Raw genomic sequence first — 21,906 nt, 5'->3', positions numbered from 1 at the left:
GAATCTCATTCCGAAACGCATCGATTAGGCCAGGACGCAACGGTTCGGGCGTGAACGCATGGAACAGCGCCCGGTGCCCCGATCAGGATGCCGTGTCGCGAAAGGCGTAGATCAGGAACTCGACATTGCCCTCCGGCCCGGTGATCGGGCTTTCGACAATCCCCTCGACGCGCCAGCCCTCGCCTTGGAGCCAGTCGCGCACTTCGTCGCAGACCCGGGCGTGCAGCGCCGGGTCGCGGACCACGCCGCCCTTGCCCACTTCGGTGCGGCCGACCTCGAACTGCGGTTTGATCAGGGCGACCAGCGTGGTGGGCGCGGCGGCCAGCTGCAACGGCACCTCGAGCACCTTGCGCAGGCTGATGAAGCTGGCGTCGCAGACCACCCAGTGCGCTGGTCGGTCGATGTGCGCGGGGGTCAGGATGCGCGCGCTGGTTTGCTCCAGAACGGTGACGCGCGGGTCCTGGCGCAGCTTCCACGCCAGCTGGTTCGTACCCGAATCCACGGCGAAGACATGGGCGGCCCCTTTCTGGAGCAGCACGTCGGTAAAGCCGCCGGTCGAACTGCCGATGTCCATCGCCGTCACGCCCGCCGGGTCGAGCGCGAAGTGGTCGATCGCATGCGCCAGCTTGATGCCGCCGCGCGATACCCAGGGATGGTCGCGGCCCCGCACCTCGATCACGGCGTCGGACGGCACGGTCTGCCCCGCCTTGGCGATCTTGGTTTCGCCCACGAAGACCAGCCCCGCAAGGATCAGGGCCTGGCCGCGCGCGCGGCTTTCGGCAAGGCCACGCTCGACGAGAAGCTGGTCGACGCGCTGCTTCGGCGCGGGTTTGGCACGGGGGGACCGGTCGGACGAGGGGGGATGGGTTGAGGTCACGCGCGCTTCCTTCCATAAGCCGGGCATGAAGATCAACCGGGCCGTGGTGCCATCGACCAATTCGCTGCTGGCAATCGCGCTCGTGCTCTCTGCGGCAGGCTGCGTTTCCGCGCCGCCTCCGGCACCGGCGCCGGTGCGCACCTTGCCCCCTGCCCGCCCGGCACCTGCGCCTCAGCCCGCAGCACCCCCACCCGCTGACTGGCGCGACCTGCCGCAAACGCCGGGCACGTGGACATATGCGGCGGGCACGGCGCGCTTTGGCCAGCTTGGCGCAGCGCCGCTGGTCAGCCTGCAATGCAATCGCGCCGCCGGCCAAATCCTGATCGTGCGCGCGGGCAGCGCGGCCCAGCCGGTACCTGCTGCCATCACCACCAGCGCCCAGCAACGGCCCTTGAGTGCCTCTCCCTACGGCGCCGAATCGCTCGCGATCGCCTTGCCGGTGCGTGACAGCCTGCTCGATGCCATGGCATTCAGCCGCGGCCGCTTCGTGCTCGAGGTAAATGGCCTGTCGACGCTGGCTCTGCCGGCCTGGGCCGAAGTCGGCCGCGTGATCGAAGACTGTCGCTGAGAGGCGGCAAGGCGCCGACAAAATCGTTTCGAATGTACCCGGATCGACGCGTTGAGCGGGCATGGCGGCCGGCCATGCTGCAGCGCGTCAACTGGCCCGAAACCGCGCGCGAAGTCTCGATTGTGACGCCAAAATAATTGAATGCAAGTCTTGTTGTTTCGGGTGCGATTGCGCACATTGAGGTCACGGTTGGTGAGTGGACAAGAAACCCTCCCGGCCCAATCGTCCGGCACGCCCCGGGCGGTGACCCTGGCTCAACAGCGCGAAAGGAGGTGATCCGATGTCTCATGGTTCAGCAGAGAGGTCGGCATTCCGCAACGCGAGGCATTATCGCTGATTTCGATACGCGATAAAGGCTTCGTGAGCGGCACTTCCGGCCGCTGACCATGCGAAGGGCCGCTTCGGATTGCCGGGGCGGCCCTTCACATTTATTTCTTTTCGCTTGAACTTTGCGCAACATTCGTTCAACGCGCAAACCAGACCGACCGATACGAAGGATTGACGTGCCATGGCGACCAGCGCCGCAGCCACCTCGCGTTTTGCCAAGACGAACCACCCCGCCCCGGCCACGGCCGAGCTGCGTGACGCGGTACTGGCAAACCCCGGCTTCGGCACAAAGTTCACCGACCACATGGTGTCGATCGACTGGACCGAGGACAAGGGCTGGCACGATGCCGCGATCCTGCCCTACGGCCCGATCGCGCTCGATCCGGCCGCCTCAGTTTTGCACTACGCCCAGGAAATCTTCGAGGGGCTGAAGGCCTATCGCCTGCCCGACGGCGGCATGGCGCTGTTCCGGCCCGAGGCCAATGCGGCCCGCTTCAACGCTTCGGCCCGCCGCCTCGCCATGCCCGAACTGCCCGAGGATCTCTTCGTCGAGGCGGTCGAGCAACTGGTGCTGACCGACCGTGACTGGTTCCCGACCGTCGACGGCGGCGCGCTGTACCTGCGGCCCTTCATGTTCGCGACCGAGGCGTTCCTCGGCGTGCGCCCGGCCCGCGCCTATCGCTTCCTCGTCATCGCCAGCCCTGCCGGCAACTATTTCAAGTCGGGCTCGCCCGCAGTCTCGATCTGGGTGAGCGACTATACCCGCGCAGCGCCCGGCGGCACCGGTGCGGCCAAGTGCGGCGGCAACTATGCCGCCAGCCTCGTCCCCACCGCCGAGGCCTTTTCGCGCGGGCATGACCAGGTGCTGTTCCTCGACGCTGCCGAGCACAAGTGGATCGAGGAACTGGGCGGCATGAACCTGTTCTTCGCCTTCGACGACGGCTCGATCCTGACGCCGCCGCTGTCGGGCACGATCCTGCCGGGCATCACCCGCGAAAGCCTGATCGCGCTTGCCCGAGAGGAAGGCCTGACCGTGCGCGAGGAACGCTACAGCCTCGACCAGTGGCGCGCCGATGCCGCGAGCGGAAAGCTGGTCGAAACCTTCGCCTGCGGGACGGCTGCGGTCGTCACCCCCGTGGGCAAGGTCGCCGACCACAATGGTGAGTTCGTCATCGGCTCTGGCGGTCCGGGCCAGCTGACGCAGAAGCTGCGCCAGCGCCTCGTCTCGATCCAGCGCGGCGAAAGCCCCGATGCCCACGGCTGGGTGCGCCGCATCGCCTGATCCCTGCTGCCAGTTCCGACGCGATCACGCTTGCGTGATCGCCGTCTCCTCATCTAGCCTTCTGCGGCAAATGGGGGATGGATCATGGGAAAACTGACACTGGACCAGGGGCGGTTCCGCCTCGACCGGCTGACGCGTGCGCTGGGCTGGGTATTGCCGCTGGCCGGCGTCATGCTCGCCGTCGTGCTGCTGGGCGAAAGCCTGCTTAATGCGATGGCGCGCTTCCCCGAAATCATGGGCCTGTTCACGCTCGTGGCGCTGATCGTGGTGCTGGTGGCGGTGACGCTATCGTGCATGTGGCTCTACCGTGCCAACGCCAATCTCCATGCCGCCGGCGTACAGATGAACCACGGCCCGACGATGGCCTGGCTTTGGACTTTCGTGCCGATCGCCACGCTGTTCAAGCCGTACCAGGTGGTGCGCGAGTTGTGGACTGACAGCCTGCGCGAGACCGACAGCTTCGCCGCACCCGCCACGCCGCTGCTGGGGCAATGGTGGGCCGCCTGGCTCATCGGCACGATCTCGCTCAACGCCTCGGGCAACGCCCTGTTCGCGCAGACGTCGGTCGGGCAGCAGGTCATGCCCTCGGTCGCCGCGCTGGCCCTGCTGGCGGCATCCTTCCTGTTTCGGGCCATCGTGCAGCGCGTGAACCAGGGGCAGCAGGGCCTGGTGGACGCCGACGTCTTCGCCTGACTTGCGGTTCCCGGGTCGGACAGGTCCGAAGGTACGGGTCGTCCCCACCGGGAAATGAGGCGATGGCGGCGACATGCCCAGCAACGCCCCATCCCATCGGTCCAATCCAGCCGTGTTCCCCGTCACCCGGGCAGACGCACTGGCACGCCTCGCCGCGTTCGCACCCCGCGCGGGGAGCGCTTATGGCCAAGGTCGCAACGTCGATCATGGCCCTGGCCGGCATGACACGGTCTCGCGCCTGTCGGCGGCCCTGCGCCGGCGCACCGTGACCGAAGCCGAAGTCATCGCCGAGGTGCTGCGACACCATGATGCGCAGGCTGCGCAGAGCTTCATTAGCGAAGTGTTCTGGCGCACGTACTGGAAAGGCTGGCTGGAGCAGCGCCCGGCGATCTGGACGCAATACCTGGCGCGCTGCGCGGCGCTGAAGCAGCAGCTTCGGCGCGATCCGGACCTTGCCGGCCGTCATGCCGACGCCATCGCCGGTCACACCGGGATCGACGCCTTCGACCACTGGATGCGCGAGCTGTTGGATACGCGCTACCTGCATAACTGGGCGCGAATGCAGGTGGCCTCGATCTGGATTTTCACGCTGGGCCTGCCGTGGGAGCTGGGCGCGGCCCACATGGCGGCACGCTTGCGCGATGCAGACCCGGCCAGCAACACGCTGTCGTGGCGCTGGGTCGCGGGACTGCACACCGCCGGCAAGGCCTATCTTGCAGACGCCGAGCGGATCACCGCAATGACCGGCGGTCGCTTCCATCCGCACGGGTTGGCGCGGGATGCGGCAATCCCCGCCGATGCGCCGCCGCCTCCAGCAACGCCGCTCCGCACGACCCCGATGCCCGACACGACACGGCCGGCGGTGCTGTGGATCACCCCCGAAGACGCCTCGGTCGACCTGGCAACGGCCTTGCAGGACATGCCCGTACGGGCCGTCGTCGCGCTGCATGACCATGTCCGCGACGATGCCGATCGCGCCGCCCTCGATGATGCGCTGTCGCGCGCCGCGAGGCAGCGCGATGTGCCGGCGTTATGGGCACAGGATGTCGACGATCTAGTCGCCATTGCCGGGGATCATGACGCCACGCAGATCGTTACCGGGTTCGTGCCCCTCGGCCACCTGGGCGATGAACTGCCCGCAATCCGTGCCGCGCTGGACGGGGCCGGGCTGGTCCTGGCTGAGCATCTACGGCATTGGGACCGGACGGTTTGGCCGCATTGTCGCCGGGGCTTCTTCGCCCTCAAGCAGGAGATACCCGCATTGCTCGACATGCTCGTGCCCCATGATGCCCTGGACTGCACGCTGGTGGACACCATCCGATGAGCGAGGATCGTGGACGCAAGGTTCCCAGCGGCCGGCTCTCGCGCCTCGCCGCCTTCGGGCAACTGGCCGGTGGCCTTGCCGGCGGGGCCGTGGCCGAAGGCGCGCGCCGGCTTGCGCGGGGCGAGCGCCCTGCCCTGCACGAGCTGATGCTGACGCCGGGCAATGCCGCGCGCCTGACCGAGCAGCTGTCACGTTTGCGCGGCGCGGCGATGAAGCTCGGGCAGATGATCTCGCTCGATGCTGGCGACATGCTCCCGCCGGAGTTGACCGCGATCCTCGCCCGGCTGCGCGATGGCGCGCATCACATGCCACCGGCACAGCTGCAGAAAGTGCTCGCCGCCGAATGGGGCGCCGACTGGCGCCGTCGCTTCGCGCATTTCGACCCGCGCCCGCTGGCCGCCGCCTCGATCGGCCAGGTCCATCGTGCACGCCTGCCCGATGGCCGCGACCTGGCGATCAAGGTGCAGTACCCGGGCGTCGCGCAGAGCATCGACGCCGATGTCGACAACGTGGCGACGCTGCTCAGGGTCTCGAGCCTGCTCCCTTCGAGCGTGGACATCGCGCCGCTGCTGGCCGAGGCCAAGGTCCAGCTGCACGAAGAGGCCGATTATCGGCGCGAGGCCGAGCAGATGCGCCGTTACCGCGCGCAGCTGGCCGACGACCGCCGCTTCGTCGTGCCCGAGCCGGTCGAGGAATTCACCACCACGCGCGTCCTGGCGATGGATTTCGTGAGCGGGCGCCCCATCGATACGCTGGCCGATGCCGCGCAGGACCAGCGCGATTCCGCGGTCTCCGCGCTGCTCGATCTCGTGCTGCACGAGTTGTTCGTGTTCGGCTTCATGCAGACCGATCCGAACTTCGCCAACTATCGCTGGCAGCCGGAGACCGGTCGGCTCGTCCTGCTCGATTTCGGGGCGGCGCGGGCGGTGCCACCCGAAACCGCCGCCGCCTATCGCGCCGTGGTAAAGGCCGGTTTGGCTGAAGACCCGGCAGCGCTGCGCGAGGCGATTCTGGCGGTCGGGTTCGTGTCCCCGCTGCTGCTCGAACGCCATGGCGCGCGGATCGATGCGATGATCGCGGTGCTGCTCGCCCACTTGTCCCGGCCGGGGCCGCTGGACTTTTCGGATCGCCGATTCGTGAGCGAGTTGCGCGCCATCGGCAAGCCGATCGTGGCGGACCGGGAGGCCTGGCACGTGCCGCCCGTCCAGACGCTGCTGGTGCAGCGCAAGGTGAGCGGCACGGCCCTGCTCGCGGTACGGATGGAGGCCCGCGTGCAGATCAGGGACATGGCCGCACACGTGATTGCCGGCCAGTGAAGCATTGTGATGGAACCACCCCGGCGAACGGGCGATGAACAGTCACCTCAGGGCCGCCGCGTAAGGCGCGTCAACGCATCGGGGAGCGGCGCGCCGGCCTCGGGCAATCGCCGGGGGCTGCGCCGGCCAGCTGCATCGACCTGAGTCGGGCGTTCACTTCGGCCTGATCGAGCTGGCGCGTAGCGCCGGTGGCATCGTCGACCAGCAGGGCATTGTGGCAATCGTCCGCCCGCATCGGCCGGCCGTCGGGCGAGAGCGCAAGCAGCATCGTATCGTGGCCATCGCGGTAGATCGCGCGCAGGACGGGTTCGTCATGCCGGGCCGGCGCAGGTTTCTTGGCGCTGCCGCACGCAACCAGCGCCAGGGGCAGTACCAAGGCCGCCAGGCTTGCGGTCGCGCGGCCAAGACGGGCAGCGGCAGGTGTTGGTCGCATGAAATGGCACCCCGGCCGGCTGGTCGGGGTGCCATGATAGACGGACGTGGCGGCGTGGCAAGCCGTGACCCGAGGGGGAGGAAGGCCGGCTTCGCCGCGCCGCCACAGAACCGTCAACCCAACCGTCAACCGGTCAGCTGCACACCATCAGCGACGATAGTCGTGATGACGGTGATGGCGGTGATGCATCATCTTGCGGTGCAGTACGCGGTGGTCGCGGCGCAGTTCGCGGCGGTCGTGACGCAGCTCGTGGCGCGCGATATGGGCCCGGCGATAGTCGCCGTGCGCCCGGGCGACCGCGATCTCGCGGCGATCATGCCGGACTTCCGCACGGTCGCGGGCCACTTCGTGACGGGCGGCGGCAACCGGCACCGGCTGGGCGTTGGCGATCGCCGGGGCGACAACGGGGCCGAGCGCGGCGGCAGCGACGATGGCGAGAATGAACTTGCGCATGATGGGTCTCCTGTCCGGGCCGCGGCGGGTGCCTTGGCCATGAACCGGTTATGGGGCGTCGCGGCTGAACACTGAGCGAAGCAATCCGCCAGAAACCGCTCAGCTTTGTCGTGCGGCGGCAACAAAGTGTCGCAACACTGTGACCCATCTTGTGCATTAGCCCCGAGGGGTCCTTGCACCACGGCGATCACACCTTACACTTTACCCATAGAGGTCCGATGAAAGGAGCGCGAAAACCCCACCCCATGGCTCGAAAACTCTCCCGCGCGCACGATGAGGCGCATCGCGACTTGACCCACGACCGCAGCGGCCCAAGGCCCGGCGTCCATTCGTTCGGTGACGGATCGACGCGCGATGGAGGGGATCGGTCCCGCCGCGCCCGCGCCGAGGTCGAGTTCGAGGAGCAGACCATGCTGGGGGCGCTGTTCGGACAGTTCGACACCAACCTCGTGCAGATCGAGAATCGCCTTGGCGTCTATATCTCGGCGCGCGGCAACAAGGTGCTGATCGAGGGGCCGGAAGACAGCGTGGCCCGCGCCCGAGACGTGCTCAAGGGCCTGCACCAGCGCCTCAACACCGGGCACGAGATCGACATGGGCGCGCTCGAATCGATCATCGCAATGAGCGCGGAGCCCACGCTCGAGGGGATCATCACCGGCGACGCCGCCGGCACCCCGCCGATCATGATCCGCACCCGTCGCAAGACGATCGTGCCGCGGTCGGCCACGCAGATCGCCTATATGCAGGCCCTGGTGAAGAACGACGTGATCTTCGCGCTGGGGCCGGCGGGTACGGGCAAGACCTACCTGGCCGTGGCGCAGGCCGTGGCGCAGCTGATGACCGGCTCGGTCCAGCGGCTGATCCTCTCGCGCCCCGCGGTCGAGGCGGGCGAGCGGCTGGGCTTCCTGCCCGGCGACATGAAGGAAAAGGTCGATCCGTACCTGCGCCCGCTTTACGACGCCTTGTACGACTGCATGCCGCCAGAGCAGGTCGAGCGGCGCATCGCCAGCGGCGAGATCGAGATCGCGCCGATCGCCTTCATGCGCGGCCGCACGCTGGCCGATGCCTTCGTCATCCTCGACGAGGCGCAGAACACGACGCCCGCGCAGATGAAGATGTTCCTTACCCGCTTCGGCCAGAACAGCCGCATGGTGGTGTGCGGCGACCCCAAGCAGGTTGACCTGCCCGGCGGCGTCGCCGCCAGTGGCCTGGCCGATGCGGTTCGCCGGCTCGAGGGAGTCGACGGCATCGGCGTGGTCCACTTCAGCCGCGCCGACGTGGTCCGCCACCCGATCGTGGGCCGCATCGTCGAGGCCTACGAAGGCCCCGAGGCCTGACCCTGCGCACCTGATCGACATCGCTTTGGTATCGGCAGGGTGGCTTCAGGCCGCCCGCCGTGCCAAAGCGATTCGCTCACCCCCCCGGCACGGACGCTGCATGACCGCCCCCATTCTCGAAATCGACATCGACCCGATCTGGGGTACCGCCACCGATTGGGAGGCGCTCGCCAATCGCGCCGCCGAGGCCGCCGCGGCGGTCGCGCCCGAACTGGCCCATCCCAACCTGCTGGTCAGCCTCGTCCTGGCCGACGACGAGGAAGTCCACGCGCTCAACAAGCAGTGGCGCGCCAAGGACAAGCCCACCAATGTTCTGTCCTTCCCGATGCTTGCCCGCGAGGACGTGCTGCGCGCAGCCGCCGACGAAGGCGCGCCGGGAATGCTCGGTGATCTCATCCTCGCGCAGGGCGTGTGCGCGCGCGAGGCCGAGGAAAAGGGTATTCCAGTCGCGGACCATGCCGCGCACCTGGTGGTCCACGGCCTGCTGCATCTGGCAGGCTACGACCACGAGACCGGCGATGCGGAGGCCGAGGAAATGGAAGCGCTGGAGCGGAAGGCGCTTGCCTTGCTGGGCCTCGCCGACCCATATGCATGAACGAACCTGAAACGAGCAGAGGAGCAAGATCAGTGCCCGAGGGCAACGGGTCCGGCGGCGAGAGCCGGTCGGGCGAAGGCGACAGTAACGGCGCGCTGTGGCGCGCGATCCGGGCTTTCTTCAAGGGACCGGACAACGACCAGTCGCTGCGGGCACAGATCGAGGAAGCGATCGAGGAGCACGAGCACGAGCCGGGCACGACATCGGGTGCCGACGGCGATCTCGTGCCGATCGAGCGCCAGATGCTCAAGAACCTGCTCCATTTCAGCGAGCGCGACGCCGACGACGTGGCGATCCCGCGCGGGCAGATCATCGCCATCCCCGCCGCCTCGACGTTCGAGGAAGTCGTCGCCGCCTTTGCCGAGCACGGGCACAGCCGCCTGCCGGTCTATGGCGAATCGCTCGATGAAGTGCTGGGCATGATGCACGTGAAGGACGTCTTCGCGATCGTCGCGGACATGGCCTTCAACGGCGGCAGCGCGCCCGAGGACTGGGCACACCTGATGCGCCAGCCGCTGTTCGTGCCGCAGGCGCGCGGCGCGATCGACGTGCTGGCCGACATGCGCAGCCGCCGCACCCACCTGGCCGTGGTAATCGACGAATATTCGGGCACCGATGGCATCATCACGTTCGAGGACTTGGTCGAGGAAATCGTCGGCGACGTCGAGGACGAGCACGACGACGCGCCCGAAGTGCTGCTCAACCAGCTCGATCCCGACACCTGGGACGCCGACGCGCGCGCCGAGCTGGAGGACGTGGCCGACACCATCGATCCGCGCCTCGCCGAGGTGGAGGAAGACGTCGACACGCTGGGCGGCCTGGCCGTGGTACTGGCGGGCGAAGTGCCGCCGGTCGGCCGCGTGCTCGAGCACCAGTCGGGCTGGCGCCTCGAGGTTACCGATGGCGACGAACGCCGCCTGACCCGCCTGCGCCTCCACGCGCCCACGTCCGGCAAAGAAGAAACCGAAGACGCCTGATGATCCGCCGCCTCCCTCCCCTGCGCTCGCTCGAAGCCTTCATCCGCGTGGTGCGCGCCGGCTCGGCCAAGACGGCTGCGGCCGAACTGGCGCTCAGCCCTTCGGCGCTGTCACGCCGGCTCGCCTCGCTCGAGGAGTTCGTCGCCAAGCCGCTGTTCGAGCGCAAGCACCAGGCGCTCAAGCTGACCGACGACGGCCAGACGCTTTACGACGCCGTCGCCCCGCTGATCGACGAGATGGCGGACCGCATCGACCGCATGATCGACACCGGCAAGGTCATGCGCCTGCGCCTTGGTGTCCTGCCGCTATTCGGCAGCCAGCGCCTGTTCCCGCGCCTGGGCGAGCTGCGCAAGCTGCACCCCCAGCTGCACATCGACATCGACAGCTCGGCCGCCGCCGAGACCAAGCTGGGCGATACCATCGACGCGGCCATCGTCCTGTCCGAAGGCCCCGACGTCACGCTGCATTCGGTACGGCTCGACCATAACCGCGTCTATGCCATCGCCAGCAGGCAGCTGGCCGAGGAGCTGGGCAGTCGCCCGGACATGGCGCTGCTGTCGCGCCAGACGTTCCTCGTGCACAACGACCTGCCCGCCAGCTTCGAGGCGTGGAAGCGCACGCTGCACCTCGAGGCGCTCGAGCCGGCGGCGATCGACCACTTCGATTCGGGGCAGCTGATCCTCGAGGCCGCGGCGCAAGGACTGGGCATCGCGATCATGCACGATGACCATTTCAGCCGCAGCCACGATCCACGGCTGGCCCGGGTCTACGACATTGAGGTCGACAGCCCCTATTCCTACTGGTTCGTGTGCCGCCCCCGTGCGCTGCAATCGCGCCCGGTGCGGCTGTTCCACGACTGGATGCTGAAGGCGGGTTTGTAAGCCGCCATCGCGTCAGATCAGCGCGAAGAGCCGGCCGGCGACCCAGCCCATGCCCACCGATACGGCGACGACGAAAAGCCCGTAGAACAGGCCGTTGCCATCCGCCTGGTTGGCGACGAACCGCTCGAAACCTTGTTTCGATACATCGACGCGCGTGACGGCCGAGGTGATGACTCGGCCCTGCCGGATCGCAAAGGTCTCGGCGGTGTAAGTCCCGGTGCGCACTTGCGAGGGCAGCGCGATCCGCGCCTGGTACAGAACCTGGCTGCTGATCGTGACGCCGTGATCGTCCTCGCGATAGAGACCCTGCCGCCGCATCAGGTCGACGAGGCCGGCGGAGAAGCGGTGCTGGTCTTCCGGGTCGATCGTGCCGATCGGCGAAAGCTGCAGCCGATCGAGACCCAGTTCGTAGATCGCGGCGGTCTTTTCATCGACGATGCGGCGCAGCGGGCGCGAGGCGGCGATGGCGAAGAAGCTGGGGGCCGAGCGGAATTCCGTGTTGTCGGCATTGACCCAGATTCCCGCCACCTTGCGCTTTTCGCGCAGGACGATCGACTGCACCGGCCCTTTTAGCACCACGACAATGTCGTAATCCTGCGCCGCGCGCGTGCCGCCGGGGTCGAGGATCGCGCCGAAAAGGAGAAGGTCCGCGCCGGTAAAGCCTTGGCGCACCTCGACGCGGTGCTGCGAGATTTCCGGCACGAGGATCGGCGCGCGCGCGCCGCCGGTCAATAGAAGCACTGCCAGCAGGGCCAGAACGCGGATCACAACGGCACCACGGTATAGATCTCGTCCGGGCGATAGCCGAGCCCGACCGCCATGCGCAGCGCCACCGCCAGCACGATGACCGCAAGCAGCAGGCGCAACTGTTCGGGCCGGGCCTTCTGCGCGAACTGCGCGCCGATCTGCGCGCCCGAGACCGAGCCGACCAGCAGCATGCCCGCCAGCACGACATCGACGGCATGCGTGGTCAGTGCGTGCATCATCGTCGTCGCCATGGTCACGAACAGGATCTGGAACAGCGAGGTTCCGACCACGACATTCGTGCTCATGCCCAGAATGTAGAGCATCGCGGGCACGAGGATGAAGCCGCCACCGATGCCCATGAGCATCGTCAGCACGCCGGTCGCCATGCCGAGCAGTAGCGGGGCCAGCGGCGAGATATAGAGACCCGAGCGATAGAAGCGCCAGCGCAGCGGCAGGCTGGCGACCAGCGGATGGTGGCGCCGCCGTCGCGCGGGCGGGGCCACGCCGCGGCGCTGCGCGCGCAGGGTGGTGACGCTTTCGTGGGCCATCAGCCCGCCGATCCCGCCAAGCAGCAGGACATAGAGGATATTGATGACCGTATCGATCTGCCCGAGGGCCTGGAGCAGGCGGAACAACAGTGCGCCGATCCCGGTGCCGAGGACGCCGCCTGCCACCAGCACGGCGCCCATGTGGTAGTCGATCCCGCCGCGCCGGGCATGGGCGAATGCGCCCGACACGCTGGCCCCGGTCACTTGGCTTGCGGCGGATGCGGCCGCGACTGTGGGCGGGACGCCGTAGAAAATCAGCAGCGGCGTCGTCAGGAATCCCCCGCCCACGCCGAACATGCCCGAGAGCAGGCCGGTCAGTGCCCCCAACCCGATGATGACCAGGCCGTTGACCGCAAGATTGGCGATCGGAAGATAGACATCCATCGCCGCCACTCTAGGCGGTGGGCCGCCAAATGCCACCCTCAGCAGCGCGGAAATGCGCGCTCGTTTTGCCATGCCGGCACCTGCAAGCCGGCACGCGCGAACACGATCATCACGTCATCGGCCCGCGCCCGGTCGAGGCAGCGCCAACCGGGTGCCCGGCCATCCATGCCGGGGGCGGGAATCGCCAGGGTATCGAATGTCGCGCCACGCCGCGCCTCGTCGATGGACAGGGCGTCGAGCAGGCTGGCCAGCCCCAGGCAGTCCAGGCCTCGGCAACCGGCATCTTCTAACGCCAGATCGTGGAAGACGATGCGAACCCTGCGATCGGCAGCCCCTGTCTTGGAGGCATCCATCGCGGCGGCGATGGCGGCATGATCCGTCCGGTGGCAGCCGATGTAGATGCGGTTGCCCGGATGCGGCCACTCGGCCAGACACCGCGCTATCGCATCGTGCGCAGGCTCGACTTGCGAAGACAGCGGAAGCAGCACGGCAGCGCCACCGCCGTGGCCGGCCCCGCAAGTGCGAGCGCGTGGCAAGCGTTCCGGACCGGTCATCGGGGGACAGCCCGCGCACGCGCCGGCTGCCCACCGCAGCCGGGCCGCAGAGTGCGTTATCATATCCCCGTCTGGCCCCATCCGATTTGACGGCCAATTCCCCACCTGCCAGAGTATGGTTCCCGCGCTGACGTGACAACGCTACCAACCCGCAGGAATGGATCGAATATGGCGGAACCCCGCTCCGCACCCTCCGGGCTGCGCGCCCTGATGCGGCACGAGGCCGCCCCCGGCGTGCTGCTCCTCGTCTGCGCCGCGCTCGCGGTGGTGCTGGCCAATTCCTCCGCCGCGCACGGCTGGCACGCTCTGTTCCACGACAACCTCGCCTTCACGCCGATTGCCCACCTCGGCACGCTCCATGCGTGGATCAACGACGGGCTGATGGCGGTGTTCTTTTTCGTCGTCGGGCTGGAGATCAAGCGCGAGGTCGTGAGTGGCGCGCTGTCGGATGCACGCCGGCGCCGGTTGCCGGTGATAGCCGCACTGGCCGGCATGGCGGCCCCCGCCCTCGTGTTCCTGTTCGTGACGCGCAGTACGCCAGCACTCCACGGGGGCTGGGCCATCCCGGCCGCGACCGACATCGCCTTTGCCATGGGCGTGCTCGCGCTCATCGGCCGGCGCGTCCCGCCCTCGATCCGGCTATTCCTGCTGACGGTCGCGGTGGTCGACGACCTTGGTGCCGTGGTGGTGATCGCACTGTTCTATACCAGCGGGGTGGCGCTGGGCTGGCTTGCCGCCGCGCTTGCGGTGCTGGCGGTCATGATCGCCCTGAACCGCCGCGGGGTCAGCCACGTGGCCCCTTATGCCGTCCTGGCGGTCCTGCTGTGGCTTGCCGTTCTGCATTCGGGCGTCCACGCGACGGTGGCGGGGGTGCTCGCGGCGATGACCGTGCCGATGAAGCTCGACAAGCACGGCGATTCGCCGTTGTTGCGGCTCGAGCATGCCCTGGTTCCGGTCAACGGTTTCGTGGTGGTGCCGTTGTTCGGCCTGGCCAACGCCGGGGTCGCGCTGGGCGCCGGGGGCCTTGCCGCCATTCTCGATCCCCTGCCGATGGGCATTGCCGCAGGGCTGTTCGTGGGCAAGCAGGCTGGCGTTTTCGGCGCAGTGGTCGGCGCGGAACGGCTCGGCATCGCGGCCCGCCCATCGGGGGCGAGCCTGCTGCATGTCTGGGGCCTCGCGCTGCTGTGCGGCATCGGCTTCACCATGAGCCTGTTCATTGCGGAGCTGGCCTTCCCCGCCGACCCGGCGCTGGTCGAGGAGGCCAAGCTCGGCATCCTCGGCGGCTCGCTGCTTTCCGCCCTGGCAGGCGCTCTCGTGCTGCGCCTTGCGCCCGCCCGCCAATGATCGAAAACACCGATAACCCCATGTCCATATTGTCATGAAACTATGGTGCCCTATCGAGGGTACTACGCAGCAAACGCCGCCTAAGGAAAGGGAAGTGCCATGCCCGGTGACAACGCCAAGAAAGCCCTGATCGACAGCCTCAACGGGCTGCTCGCCGATTATTTCGCGCTCTATCTCAAGACCAAGAACTTCCACTGGCACGTCGCCGGCCCGCAGTTCCACGACCTGCACCTGCTGTTCGACACGCAGGCGACCGAGCTTTTCTCCCTCACCGACATCATCGCCGAGCGCGTGCGCAAGAACGGCGGCTCGACGCTGACCTCGATCGGCGCGATCGCAGGAAAGACCGCCATTGCCGATGACGACCGCGCCAAGGTCGATGCGATGGACATGGTCCGCACGCTGCGCGACGACAACGCCAAGCTGGTCGAGGCCATCCGCGCGGTTAAGGCTGCCGCCACCGAGGCCGGCGACAATGCCACCGAAGGTGCCGCCGACGACTGGACCGACCAGGCCGAACAGCGCGTGTGGTTCCTGGGGCAGATCGCTGCCTGATTGTATAGAAACGGCCACACCCCGGCCGTTTTTGAAAGCGCCCGCCCTGCCCTCGTGCCGGGCGGGCGCTTCGCGTTTCAGGCACCGCCCCCACGCGTCTGTGCCCGCAACCGATCGAATGCCGCCCGAGGCATTCGCCGCCACAGCGCAATGCGGCCCAAGGTTTGCGATACCGCGATCAGGCAAAGCGCGCTCGTCCCTTCGCGCAGGATCACCTCGAGTCCGCCAGGCCCTTGCCCGACGACGAGGACCCCGCAGGGCCGCACGCCTGCGCACTCAGGATCACCGCATGGACAAGCGGCCGCCACCCCCGCTTGCGGCGGCAGCCCTGATGAAGTCGGCTCCATGAATGCCTCCCGCGCCTGGTGCGGGCAGGATTATCCGCAAACCTTCCCCAAACCCCTGCCGATTGCATCGATAACGGCGCGATAGCCGCGCTCAGAATGGCAACTCGACCTGCCCTCCCGCCGGGCTGGCGGGGGTATCGCCCTCCGCGTCATCGAGGTTCGAGAGCGTCAGGCCCATGAGGCGGATGGGTTGGGGCAATGGCAGGACCGCGTCGAGCAATTGGCGCGCGACATCGGCGAAGGCCTCGCGATCCGCCACGGCCGAGGTCAGCGACTTCGCGCGGCTCATCGCCTGGAAATCGCGGAACTTGAGCTTGAGCGTGACGGTCCGGCCGCGCGCGTCGGCGCGGGCAATACGATCCCACGTCAGGTCGATGATGGTCTCGAGCGTGGCGCGCAGCACCGAGCCGGTCGAGATGTCGCGGTCGAAGGTGCGCTCCGCCCCCACTGACTTCCGCGGCCGGTCCGCCCGCACCTGACGCAAATCGATGCCGCGCGCGGCCCGGTAGAGGTAATCCGCCTGCGCCCCGAAATGCTGGCGCAAGGTGGCGATGTCGATGCGCGCAAGGTCGGCCCCCGTGGCGATGCCGAGCGAGGCCATGCGTTCTGCCCCGCGCGGCCCGACGCCGTGGAACCGGGCGACCGGCAGGCCGGCGACATAGCGCGCACCCTCGCCCGGGCGGATGACGCAAAGTCCGTCGGGCTTGTTCTCGTCGCTCGCCAGCTTGGCCAGGAACTTGTTGTACGACACCCCCGCGCTCGCAGTAAGGCCGGTGTCGGCGCGGATCCGCCGCCGGATCAGTTCGGCGATGCGCGTCGCAGAGCCGATGCCACGCAAGTCGCGCGTCACGTCGAGGTACGCCTCGTCGAGCGACAGCGGCTCGACGTGCGGGGTATAGTCGAGGAAGATCGCCCGGATCTGTTGGGAGACCGCGCGATAGACCTCGAAGCGCGGCCGGCGGAAGATCAGGTCGGGGCACAGTTGCACTGCGCGTGCCGACGGCATCGCCGATCGCACGCCATAGCGCCGTGCTTCGTAGCTGGCCGCCGCCACCACGCCGCGGCCTGCGCTTCCCCCCACCGCCACCGGCTGTCCGCGCAGCGACGGATCGTCGCGCTGCTCGACGCTGGCGTAGAAGGCATCCATGTCGACATGGATGATCTTGCGCAGGCCGATGGCCTCGTCGGACTCGGCGCCGAAGTCAGAGCCGGGCACAGCGATGCCGGGGGCGCCGGCGGATGTGGCATCCCCGGCGCTCGGGGCACCGGGATCGGGAGGAGACAGCGGTGCGCGCATCGGGATCGCTGCAAAAATCGCAACTAAGTCGTGGAATGGCAAGACCGACCTGCCTATAGGGCCATCATGCGAACGAACACTTCCGCCGAAACCCCGCCTCGGCCGGCGCTGGGCGAACGCGAATTCATCGCCATGATGGCGATGCTGATGGCTCTCCAGGCGCTCGCCATCGACGCGATGCTGCCCGGCCTTGCCCAGATCGCGCAGGATCTCGGCGTCAGCGACCCCAACCGGCGCCAGCTGGTGGTCGGCGTGTTCCTCGTGGCCGCCGGGATCGGTGCGCTGGTGCCCGGTGCGCTGGCGGACCGCCACGGGCGGCGCCCGGTGCTGCTGGTGACCTTAGTTCTCTACGTGTTGCTGGCAGCCGGTTGCGCGCTGGCGCCCAGTTTCGACGCGCTGCTGGGCCTGCGCGCCATCCATGCCGTGGCAAGCGCCGGGGTCGCGGTGCTGCCCGCTGCCATCGTGCGCGACCGCTTTGCCGGCGATCGGATGGCCCGCACGCTCTCGACCGTGTCGATGGTGTTCATGGTCGTGCCTATGCTGGCGCCCACGGTCGGCCAGTTCGTGCTGCTGTTCGCGGGCTGGCGCTGGATCTTCGGCGTGCTGGCGCTGCTGGGCGCGGTGATGGGCGCATGGGTATTCTACCGCCTGCCCGAGACCATGGACGCGGCGAACCGCCAGCCGATCCTGCCGATGACGATCGCGCGCAACATGCTTGGTGCCGCAGTCGAACGCTCGTCGATCGGCTATGTCCTCGGCGCGTCGCTGACGTTCGGCAGCATGCTCGGCTACGTCAACAGCTCGCAGCAGCTGGTCGCCGAACACTTCGGCGCCGGGCGGCTGTTCCCGCTGCTCTTCGCCATGACCGCCCTGTCGCTGGCGGTGTCCAACTTCTTCAACGCGCGGATCGTCGAGCGTTTTGGTGCGCGCCGCGTGTCGCAGACCGCACTGCTGATCTGCATCGCGCTGAGCGGGGTACAGGTGTACCTGGCGTTCAGTCCGCACCAGACGCTGATCACCTTCATGCCGGTGCTTGCCGCCAATGTCTGCGCGCTGGGCTTCATCGGTGCCAACTTCAGCTCGATCGCGCTCCAGCCCTTCGCCCGCATCGCCGGCGCGGCAAGCTCGATGCAGCTGTTCCTGCGCACGCTCGTCGGCTCGCTGGTCGGCATCGCGATCGGGCAGCTCTACGACAACAGCGCGCGTCCGCTAGCGATCGCGTTCCTGACCAGCGGCATCCTCTCGCTGTGCCTCGTGCTCTACAGCGAGCGCGGGCGCCTGTTCCGCCGGCTGATCCCGCCGGGCGGCGAGCGCATCGTCGTCGTCGACGTGCACTGACGCCGCGGGCGGGTCCTCTTACTGGTCCAGCACCGTCCTTGTGCGCCGCTTCTGCTCGGGCGAGAACGTGCTCATAGGCTCGAACTCGGGCATTTCGCGGCCGTCGCGGTCCATCGGCGGAACCCCGGTGGTCGAAATGTAGCGGTTCATCAGCCGCAGCTGTAGCCCCTCGCGAACCTTGGCATGGCTGCGGCTGTCGATCAGGTTGCGGGTCTCGAGCGGGTCCTTGCGGCGATCGTAGAGCTCGGACTGCCCGCCCGGGCGTGCGATGTATTTGTACTCGGGCGTTGCGATGCTGGCGGCGCGGGTCACGGTTTCGGGATGCTGGTTCTGCAGGTCGTGCTTGGCCGAATACATGTTCGGCGCGCCTGGCTCCGACGGTTCGAACGCCTGCGGCTCGAACGTGTCGTAACCGCTCTCGGTAAAAGCGGCCCGGCCCGGATCGCCCTTGGCCCCCTTGAGCTGCGGCACGAGACTGCGCGCAAAGAACGTGTGGCGCGGCGTTACCTCGCCGAGATCGAGGAAGGTCGCCATGATGTCGTACAACTCGACCATCTCGTTGACGACATGCCCTGATGCGCCGCCCGGCATCCGTGCCACCAGCGGTACGTGGGTGAGGCAGGTTTCGAGCCCGCTCGGCCACTTCTCGATCAATCCGTAGTCGCCGGCATAATCGCCGTGATCGGATCCGGCGATCAGCACGGTGTCCTTGGTGTGGCCTGTCCGGTCGAGCGCCTCGAGCAATTGGCCCAGCAGCCAGTCGGCGTAGCTGACCTGGCCATAGTACGTCGCGCGAACCTTGCGGAATTCGAGGTCGGTCGCCTTGTCGAGGTGATAGGCCTTGCGGATCGCGGTGTGATAATCGGGCTTGCCGGCAAGATCCGGCGGGGCGAGCGGCGGCAGGTCCTGCGGCCGATAGAGCGTGTCGAAGCCATCGGGCGCCAGATAGGGGGGATGCGGCTGCACCAGCGGCAGGAACATGCAGAAAGGCCTGTCCTTCTCGCGGCGCTCCAGAATGGCGATGGCGCGCTGAAGCAGCAGATAATCGGTCGTCTCGCGCCGGTCGAGCGTAGCCTCGAAGCGCATGGTCAGCGGCTCCCCCGTCAACCACGGTGGCTTGCCAGCGCCCAGCTTCATGCGCGGCATGCGCCATGGCAGGTCGTGCCATTCGGTCAGGCTGAGCGGAAAGCTTTCAGGGGCGAAGGCGTCGTTCTTGCCGAACCAGTAAGTGTCGTAGCCCGCCTCCTTGAGGTATCGGAACAGGTTCGGCTCGTCGCGGCGGATAAAGTAGTACAGGCTGCGATGACCTGTCTCGGACGGCGGCAGGCCGGTCAGCAGGCTGCACCGCGAGGCGCCACAGACCGGGAACTGCACGTGGCAATCGGCAAACATCGTGCCCTGGCGCGCAAGGATGTCGAAGTTCGGTGTCTTGCAGACGGGGTTGCCATAAGTGCCCAGCGCATCCGCGCGGCATTCGTCGATGAAATAGAGGATGAGATTGGGCCGGCTGCCCGTGGCGGTGCTACCGCCCCCCACGCCGCCCCCCGGCATCGGCTGCGCCGCTCCAGCCATGGGGCCGACAAGCGACCCGGCGGCGGCGCCGGCCAGCGTTCCCAGAACGTCGCGGCGGTTGAATCCGGTGGGGTGGGTCACGGCAAGTCTCCCGTTTCAGCCATGACCGCGCCGGTCCGGCAACTTAGGGAGCCTTCGTAACGACCGCCGTCACCTTGTATGAAATTGATTGATCTTATGAAACACCATCTATGCCAGTGATGCGCGGTGCATCATGCGACCGCACGGCCTGTCATCGCCTGGGCCACGAGCGCGGACGCCGGGCGGCTGAAGTGATAGCCCTGCATGAGGCGGATGCCGAGCGCGCGAGCAGTGGCCGCCTGGGCTTCGGTCTCGATGCCCTCGATCAGGCATTCCATGTCGAGCTGCCAGGCCAGCGTCACGATCGTGCTGACGATGGCGCGGGCGCCGGGGTCGGTGGTAAGCGCCGTTGCCAGAGCCCGGTCGATCTTGACCATGTCGAAGGGCAGGTCGCGCAGCTGCGACAGGCTGGACCACCCGGCGCCGAAATCGTCGAGTGCGAGGCGGAAGCCTGCGGCACGGAACGCCTGCATCTGGGCCAGCGCGCGGCGTGGGTCGCCGAGCAGCGCCTTCTCGTTCATTTCGAGCAGGATGCATGACGGGTCCGCCCCGGCGGCGTGAACCAGCGCGGTCAGCGCCTCTACCGCACCCTCGCGCGTGACGTCGCGCGGAGTCAGGTTGACGGCGAGCGTCAGCCCGTCCCGCCACGCCTCGCACTCGGCCAGAGCGCGGCTGAGCACGGCGCGGGTCAGTTCGCCGGTGCGGCCGGTGGCATTGGCGAGATCGAGAAAATCCCCCGGGGCGAGCCAGCTCTGCCCATCGGGAGACCAGCGGGCGAAAGCCTCGAAGCCCATCAGTGCGCCGCTGTCGTTGTCGAAAAACGGCTGGTAGAGGACGCGCAGGCGGGCATCGAGCGCGCAATCGTTGAACCGGCGGGTCAGGAAGGCGCGCTGGGCGAGTGCGACTTCGTCGTCGTCGCCGAACACCACGATCGCGCCCTCGCCGCGCGCCTTGGCCTTGTAGAGGGCCGCGTCGGCGCGTTCGAGGCACGGGCCGAGATCGGCGCCCTCCATGCGATGCAGGCCGGTCGAAGCATGAAGCCGCAACAGCACGTTGTTATGCGCGACGGGCTGGCGCACGGCCTGGGCCAGATTGTGCGCCGCCGCGCCCACCCCGGCTTCGTCGAGCGCGCCATCGAAGAGGATCGCGAATTCATCACCGCCAAGCCGGCCGTGGGCCACCACACCGGCGATGGTGTCGATCCGCGCCGCGACCGCGCGCAGCACATCGTCGCCCGCCGCATGGCCGTAGGTATCGTTGATGTGCTTGAACCCGTCGAGGTCGATCAGCGCCAGCCAGGGCTGCGTGCCCGCGCGACGGGTCGGGCCATCGGCGAGTTCCTGCTTGATCCGGGCGAGAATGCCGCGACGATTGAGGCCGCCGGTCAGGGCGTCGCGCAATGCCTGCTCGGAATGGGCATCGGCCAGCCGCGCCGCGGTCCGTTCGCGCCGGGCGAGCTGCTGGCGGGACAACTCGAGCCGGACGAAATCGGCATGGTAGCTGAACGCGACGATCGCCAGCGCGGCGTTGACCCCGATCAGCACCAGCGAGACGGGCAAGGCGTTCCAGCCGTCGGTATAGAGGAACACCGCGATGCTCGGCAGGACCGAGACCAGCACGATGCGGGTCGAAGTGGCCGGGTGGTGGGCAAAACCGAACAGGCCGACCACCGACAGCATGGCCAGCAACACCTGCACCAGCGTACGCTGGGATTCGTTGCCGGTGAGATAGAGCGACAAGGCCCAGGCCACGGCGATCGCGACGCGCATGCCGACGTCGAGGGGCAGCCAGGCGAGATCGCGCGCGCGGCGATCCAGCGATCGTGCTTCCACCCGGCGGGGCAGCCAGTGCCAGCCTTGCGCAAAAGTCAGGACACTGAGCGCCATGCCCGGGACCAGCCACTGCCAGTGCACGGTGCCGACGTAGCGCAGTTGAATCGCGGCGAGGCCAAGGACGAGGAGGATCGCCATGATCGGCAGGCGCCGGGCCAGGCTGTTGGCATAGGCCGCGACCATCGCGTCGCCGCGATAACCCCGCCAGTACACGCCGCCGAGCGAAACGCCCAACCGCTGGACG

General features: G+C 67.9%; 21 protein-coding genes. 12 read left to right on the top strand and 9 right to left on the bottom strand.

From position 1 onward, the window contains the following. Positions 1 to 82: 82 nt before the first annotated feature. On the bottom strand, positions 83 to 904 hold the full coding sequence (locus V7Q48_RS06660) for a TlyA family RNA methyltransferase (protein WP_333837120.1): 822 nt from the start codon (positions 902 to 904) through the stop codon (positions 83 to 85). On the opposite strand from V7Q48_RS06660, the gene V7Q48_RS06655 reads away from it, so the two are divergent. From V7Q48_RS06655 to V7Q48_RS06635, 5 genes are all read left to right on the top strand, one after another. After that, positions 903 to 1,445 (top strand): hypothetical protein, encoded by a 543-nt coding sequence (locus V7Q48_RS06655; protein ID WP_333837023.1) that lies wholly within the window; start codon positions 903 to 905, stop codon positions 1,443 to 1,445. The genes V7Q48_RS06660 and V7Q48_RS06655 overlap by 2 nt on opposite strands. Before the next feature lie 508 nt (positions 1,446 to 1,953). Next, positions 1,954 to 3,054, top strand: coding sequence for a branched-chain amino acid aminotransferase (locus V7Q48_RS06650; protein WP_333837021.1), 1,101 nt, complete (start codon positions 1,954 to 1,956; stop codon positions 3,052 to 3,054). A gap of 84 nt (positions 3,055 to 3,138) precedes the next feature. Then, the gene (locus V7Q48_RS06645) at positions 3,139 to 3,747 is read left to right on the top strand and encodes a DUF4328 domain-containing protein (RefSeq protein ID WP_333837020.1); all 609 of its coding nucleotides are present in this window, start codon (positions 3,139 to 3,141) and stop codon (positions 3,745 to 3,747) included. Positions 3,748 to 3,859: 112 nt separating this feature from the next. Continuing rightward, a complete protein-coding gene (locus V7Q48_RS06640) occupies positions 3,860 to 5,071 on the top strand; it encodes an FAD-binding domain-containing protein (RefSeq protein WP_333837019.1) in 1,212 nt (403 codons plus the stop codon). Next, complete coding sequence (locus V7Q48_RS06635; protein WP_333837017.1) at positions 5,068 to 6,387, top strand: ABC1 kinase family protein; 1,320 nt, start codon at positions 5,068 to 5,070, stop codon at positions 6,385 to 6,387. Before V7Q48_RS06640 ends, V7Q48_RS06635 begins: the two co-directional genes overlap by 4 nt. A gap of 70 nt (positions 6,388 to 6,457) precedes the next feature. Here V7Q48_RS06635 and V7Q48_RS06630 read toward each other — a convergent pair whose 3' ends face one another. After that, the gene (locus tag V7Q48_RS06630; protein WP_333837016.1) at positions 6,458 to 6,820 is read right to left on the bottom strand and encodes a hypothetical protein; all 363 of its coding nucleotides are present in this window, start codon (positions 6,818 to 6,820) and stop codon (positions 6,458 to 6,460) included. A 147-nt stretch (positions 6,821 to 6,967) separates the two neighbouring features. Beyond that, the gene (locus V7Q48_RS06625) at positions 6,968 to 7,273 is read right to left on the bottom strand and encodes a hypothetical protein (RefSeq protein WP_333837015.1); all 306 of its coding nucleotides are present in this window, start codon (positions 7,271 to 7,273) and stop codon (positions 6,968 to 6,970) included. 245 nt (positions 7,274 to 7,518) lie between these two features. Here V7Q48_RS06625 and V7Q48_RS06620 point away from each other — a divergent pair, with 245 nt between their 5' ends. The 4 genes from V7Q48_RS06620 (at position 7,519) to V7Q48_RS06605 (ending at position 11,063) form a co-directional block, all read left to right on the top strand. Then, positions 7,519 to 8,610, top strand: coding sequence for a PhoH family protein (locus tag V7Q48_RS06620; RefSeq protein ID WP_333837013.1), 1,092 nt, complete (start codon positions 7,519 to 7,521; stop codon positions 8,608 to 8,610). A 100-nt stretch (positions 8,611 to 8,710) separates the two neighbouring features. Beyond that, positions 8,711 to 9,205, top strand: coding sequence for an rRNA maturation RNase YbeY (ybeY, locus tag V7Q48_RS06615; RefSeq protein WP_333837011.1), 495 nt, complete (start codon positions 8,711 to 8,713; stop codon positions 9,203 to 9,205). A 32-nt stretch (positions 9,206 to 9,237) separates the two neighbouring features. Continuing rightward, positions 9,238 to 10,182, top strand: a complete 945-nt coding sequence (locus tag V7Q48_RS06610; protein WP_333837009.1) for a hemolysin family protein — start codon at positions 9,238 to 9,240, stop codon at positions 10,180 to 10,182. Beyond that, positions 10,182 to 11,063, top strand: coding sequence for a LysR substrate-binding domain-containing protein (locus V7Q48_RS06605; RefSeq protein WP_333837008.1), 882 nt, complete (start codon positions 10,182 to 10,184; stop codon positions 11,061 to 11,063). The genes V7Q48_RS06610 and V7Q48_RS06605 overlap by 1 nt, the downstream gene beginning before the upstream one ends. A gap of 12 nt (positions 11,064 to 11,075) precedes the next feature. Here the strand turns inward: V7Q48_RS06605 and V7Q48_RS06600 are convergent, their stop codons facing one another. The 3 genes from V7Q48_RS06600 to V7Q48_RS06590 are packed head-to-tail and all read right to left on the bottom strand — an operon-like array spanning position 11,076 to position 13,230. Continuing rightward, positions 11,076 to 11,831 carry a TIGR02186 family protein gene (locus V7Q48_RS06600; RefSeq protein ID WP_333837006.1) on the bottom strand — a complete coding sequence of 252 codons (756 nt, stop codon included), beginning with the start codon at positions 11,829 to 11,831 and terminating at the stop codon, positions 11,076 to 11,078. Beyond that, the gene (locus V7Q48_RS06595) at positions 11,828 to 12,742 is read right to left on the bottom strand and encodes a sulfite exporter TauE/SafE family protein (RefSeq protein WP_333837004.1); all 915 of its coding nucleotides are present in this window, start codon (positions 12,740 to 12,742) and stop codon (positions 11,828 to 11,830) included. The genes V7Q48_RS06600 and V7Q48_RS06595 overlap by 4 nt, the downstream gene beginning before the upstream one ends. A gap of 38 nt (positions 12,743 to 12,780) precedes the next feature. After that, positions 12,781 to 13,230: a hypothetical protein gene (locus V7Q48_RS06590; protein WP_333837002.1), complete on the bottom strand. Its 450-nt coding sequence runs from the start codon at positions 13,228 to 13,230 to the stop codon at positions 12,781 to 12,783. Positions 13,231 to 13,464: 234 nt separating this feature from the next. On the opposite strand from V7Q48_RS06590, the gene nhaA reads away from it, so the two are divergent. Together nhaA and V7Q48_RS06580 are read left to right on the top strand one after the other, a co-directional pair. Continuing rightward, positions 13,465 to 14,640: a Na+/H+ antiporter NhaA gene (gene nhaA, locus V7Q48_RS06585; protein ID WP_333837000.1), complete on the top strand. Its 1,176-nt coding sequence runs from the start codon at positions 13,465 to 13,467 to the stop codon at positions 14,638 to 14,640. Between the two features lie 99 nt (positions 14,641 to 14,739). Continuing rightward, the gene (locus V7Q48_RS06580) at positions 14,740 to 15,195 is read left to right on the top strand and encodes a Dps family protein (RefSeq protein ID WP_333836999.1); all 456 of its coding nucleotides are present in this window, start codon (positions 14,740 to 14,742) and stop codon (positions 15,193 to 15,195) included. 438 nt (positions 15,196 to 15,633) lie between these two features. Here V7Q48_RS06580 and dinB read toward each other — a convergent pair whose 3' ends face one another. Further along, on the bottom strand, positions 15,634 to 16,839 hold the full coding sequence (dinB, locus tag V7Q48_RS06575) for a DNA polymerase IV (protein WP_333836998.1): 1,206 nt from the start codon (positions 16,837 to 16,839) through the stop codon (positions 15,634 to 15,636). 66 nt (positions 16,840 to 16,905) lie between these two features. On the opposite strand from dinB, the gene V7Q48_RS06570 reads away from it, so the two are divergent. Next, positions 16,906 to 18,177: a multidrug effflux MFS transporter gene (locus V7Q48_RS06570; protein ID WP_333836996.1), complete on the top strand. Its 1,272-nt coding sequence runs from the start codon at positions 16,906 to 16,908 to the stop codon at positions 18,175 to 18,177. Between the two features lie 18 nt (positions 18,178 to 18,195). Here V7Q48_RS06570 and V7Q48_RS06565 read toward each other — a convergent pair whose 3' ends face one another. Together V7Q48_RS06565 and V7Q48_RS06560 are read right to left on the bottom strand one after the other, a co-directional pair. Continuing rightward, positions 18,196 to 19,830 (bottom strand): sulfatase-like hydrolase/transferase, encoded by a 1,635-nt coding sequence (locus V7Q48_RS06565; protein ID WP_333836994.1) that lies wholly within the window; start codon positions 19,828 to 19,830, stop codon positions 18,196 to 18,198. A gap of 131 nt (positions 19,831 to 19,961) precedes the next feature. Continuing rightward, positions 19,962 to 21,875 (bottom strand): putative bifunctional diguanylate cyclase/phosphodiesterase, encoded by a 1,914-nt coding sequence (locus V7Q48_RS06560; protein ID WP_333836993.1) that lies wholly within the window; start codon positions 21,873 to 21,875, stop codon positions 19,962 to 19,964. Between the last annotated feature and the right edge of the window lie 31 nt (positions 21,876 to 21,906).

Source organism: Novosphingobium sp. (assembly GCF_036803765.1).
Lineage (GTDB): Bacteria > Pseudomonadota > Alphaproteobacteria > Sphingomonadales > Sphingomonadaceae > Novosphingobium.
The sequence above is the reverse complement of the archived record's forward strand: the minus strand, read 5'-3'. Positions and strand labels throughout refer to the sequence as shown.

Bases quoted from the DNA above. Each gene is read 5' to 3' on its own strand.
- V7Q48_RS06655 (WP_333837023.1), top strand. From the start codon at position 903: ATGAAGATCAACCGGGCCGTGGTGCCATCGACCAATTCGCTGCTGGCA.
- V7Q48_RS06660 (WP_333837120.1), bottom strand. From the start codon at position 904: ATGCCCGGCTTATGGAAGGAAGCGCGCGTGACCTCAACCCATCCCCCC.
- V7Q48_RS06650 (WP_333837021.1), top strand. From the start codon at position 1,954: ATGGCGACCAGCGCCGCAGCCACCTCGCGTTTTGCCAAGACGAACCAC.
- V7Q48_RS06645 (WP_333837020.1), top strand. From the start codon at position 3,139: ATGGGAAAACTGACACTGGACCAGGGGCGGTTCCGCCTCGACCGGCTG.
- V7Q48_RS06635 (WP_333837017.1), top strand. From the start codon at position 5,068: ATGAGCGAGGATCGTGGACGCAAGGTTCCCAGCGGCCGGCTCTCGCGC.
- V7Q48_RS06630 (WP_333837016.1), bottom strand. From the start codon at position 6,820: ATGCGACCAACACCTGCCGCTGCCCGTCTTGGCCGCGCGACCGCAAGC.
- V7Q48_RS06625 (WP_333837015.1), bottom strand. From the start codon at position 7,273: ATGCGCAAGTTCATTCTCGCCATCGTCGCTGCCGCCGCGCTCGGCCCC.
- V7Q48_RS06620 (WP_333837013.1), top strand. From the start codon at position 7,519: ATGGCTCGAAAACTCTCCCGCGCGCACGATGAGGCGCATCGCGACTTG.
- ybeY (WP_333837011.1), top strand. From the start codon at position 8,711: ATGACCGCCCCCATTCTCGAAATCGACATCGACCCGATCTGGGGTACC.
- V7Q48_RS06605 (WP_333837008.1), top strand. From the start codon at position 10,182: ATGATCCGCCGCCTCCCTCCCCTGCGCTCGCTCGAAGCCTTCATCCGC.
- V7Q48_RS06595 (WP_333837004.1), bottom strand. From the start codon at position 12,742: ATGGATGTCTATCTTCCGATCGCCAATCTTGCGGTCAACGGCCTGGTC.
- nhaA (WP_333837000.1), top strand. From the start codon at position 13,465: ATGGCGGAACCCCGCTCCGCACCCTCCGGGCTGCGCGCCCTGATGCGG.
- V7Q48_RS06580 (WP_333836999.1), top strand. From the start codon at position 14,740: ATGCCCGGTGACAACGCCAAGAAAGCCCTGATCGACAGCCTCAACGGG.
- dinB (WP_333836998.1), bottom strand. From the start codon at position 16,839: ATGCGCGCACCGCTGTCTCCTCCCGATCCCGGTGCCCCGAGCGCCGGG.
- V7Q48_RS06570 (WP_333836996.1), top strand. From the start codon at position 16,906: ATGCGAACGAACACTTCCGCCGAAACCCCGCCTCGGCCGGCGCTGGGC.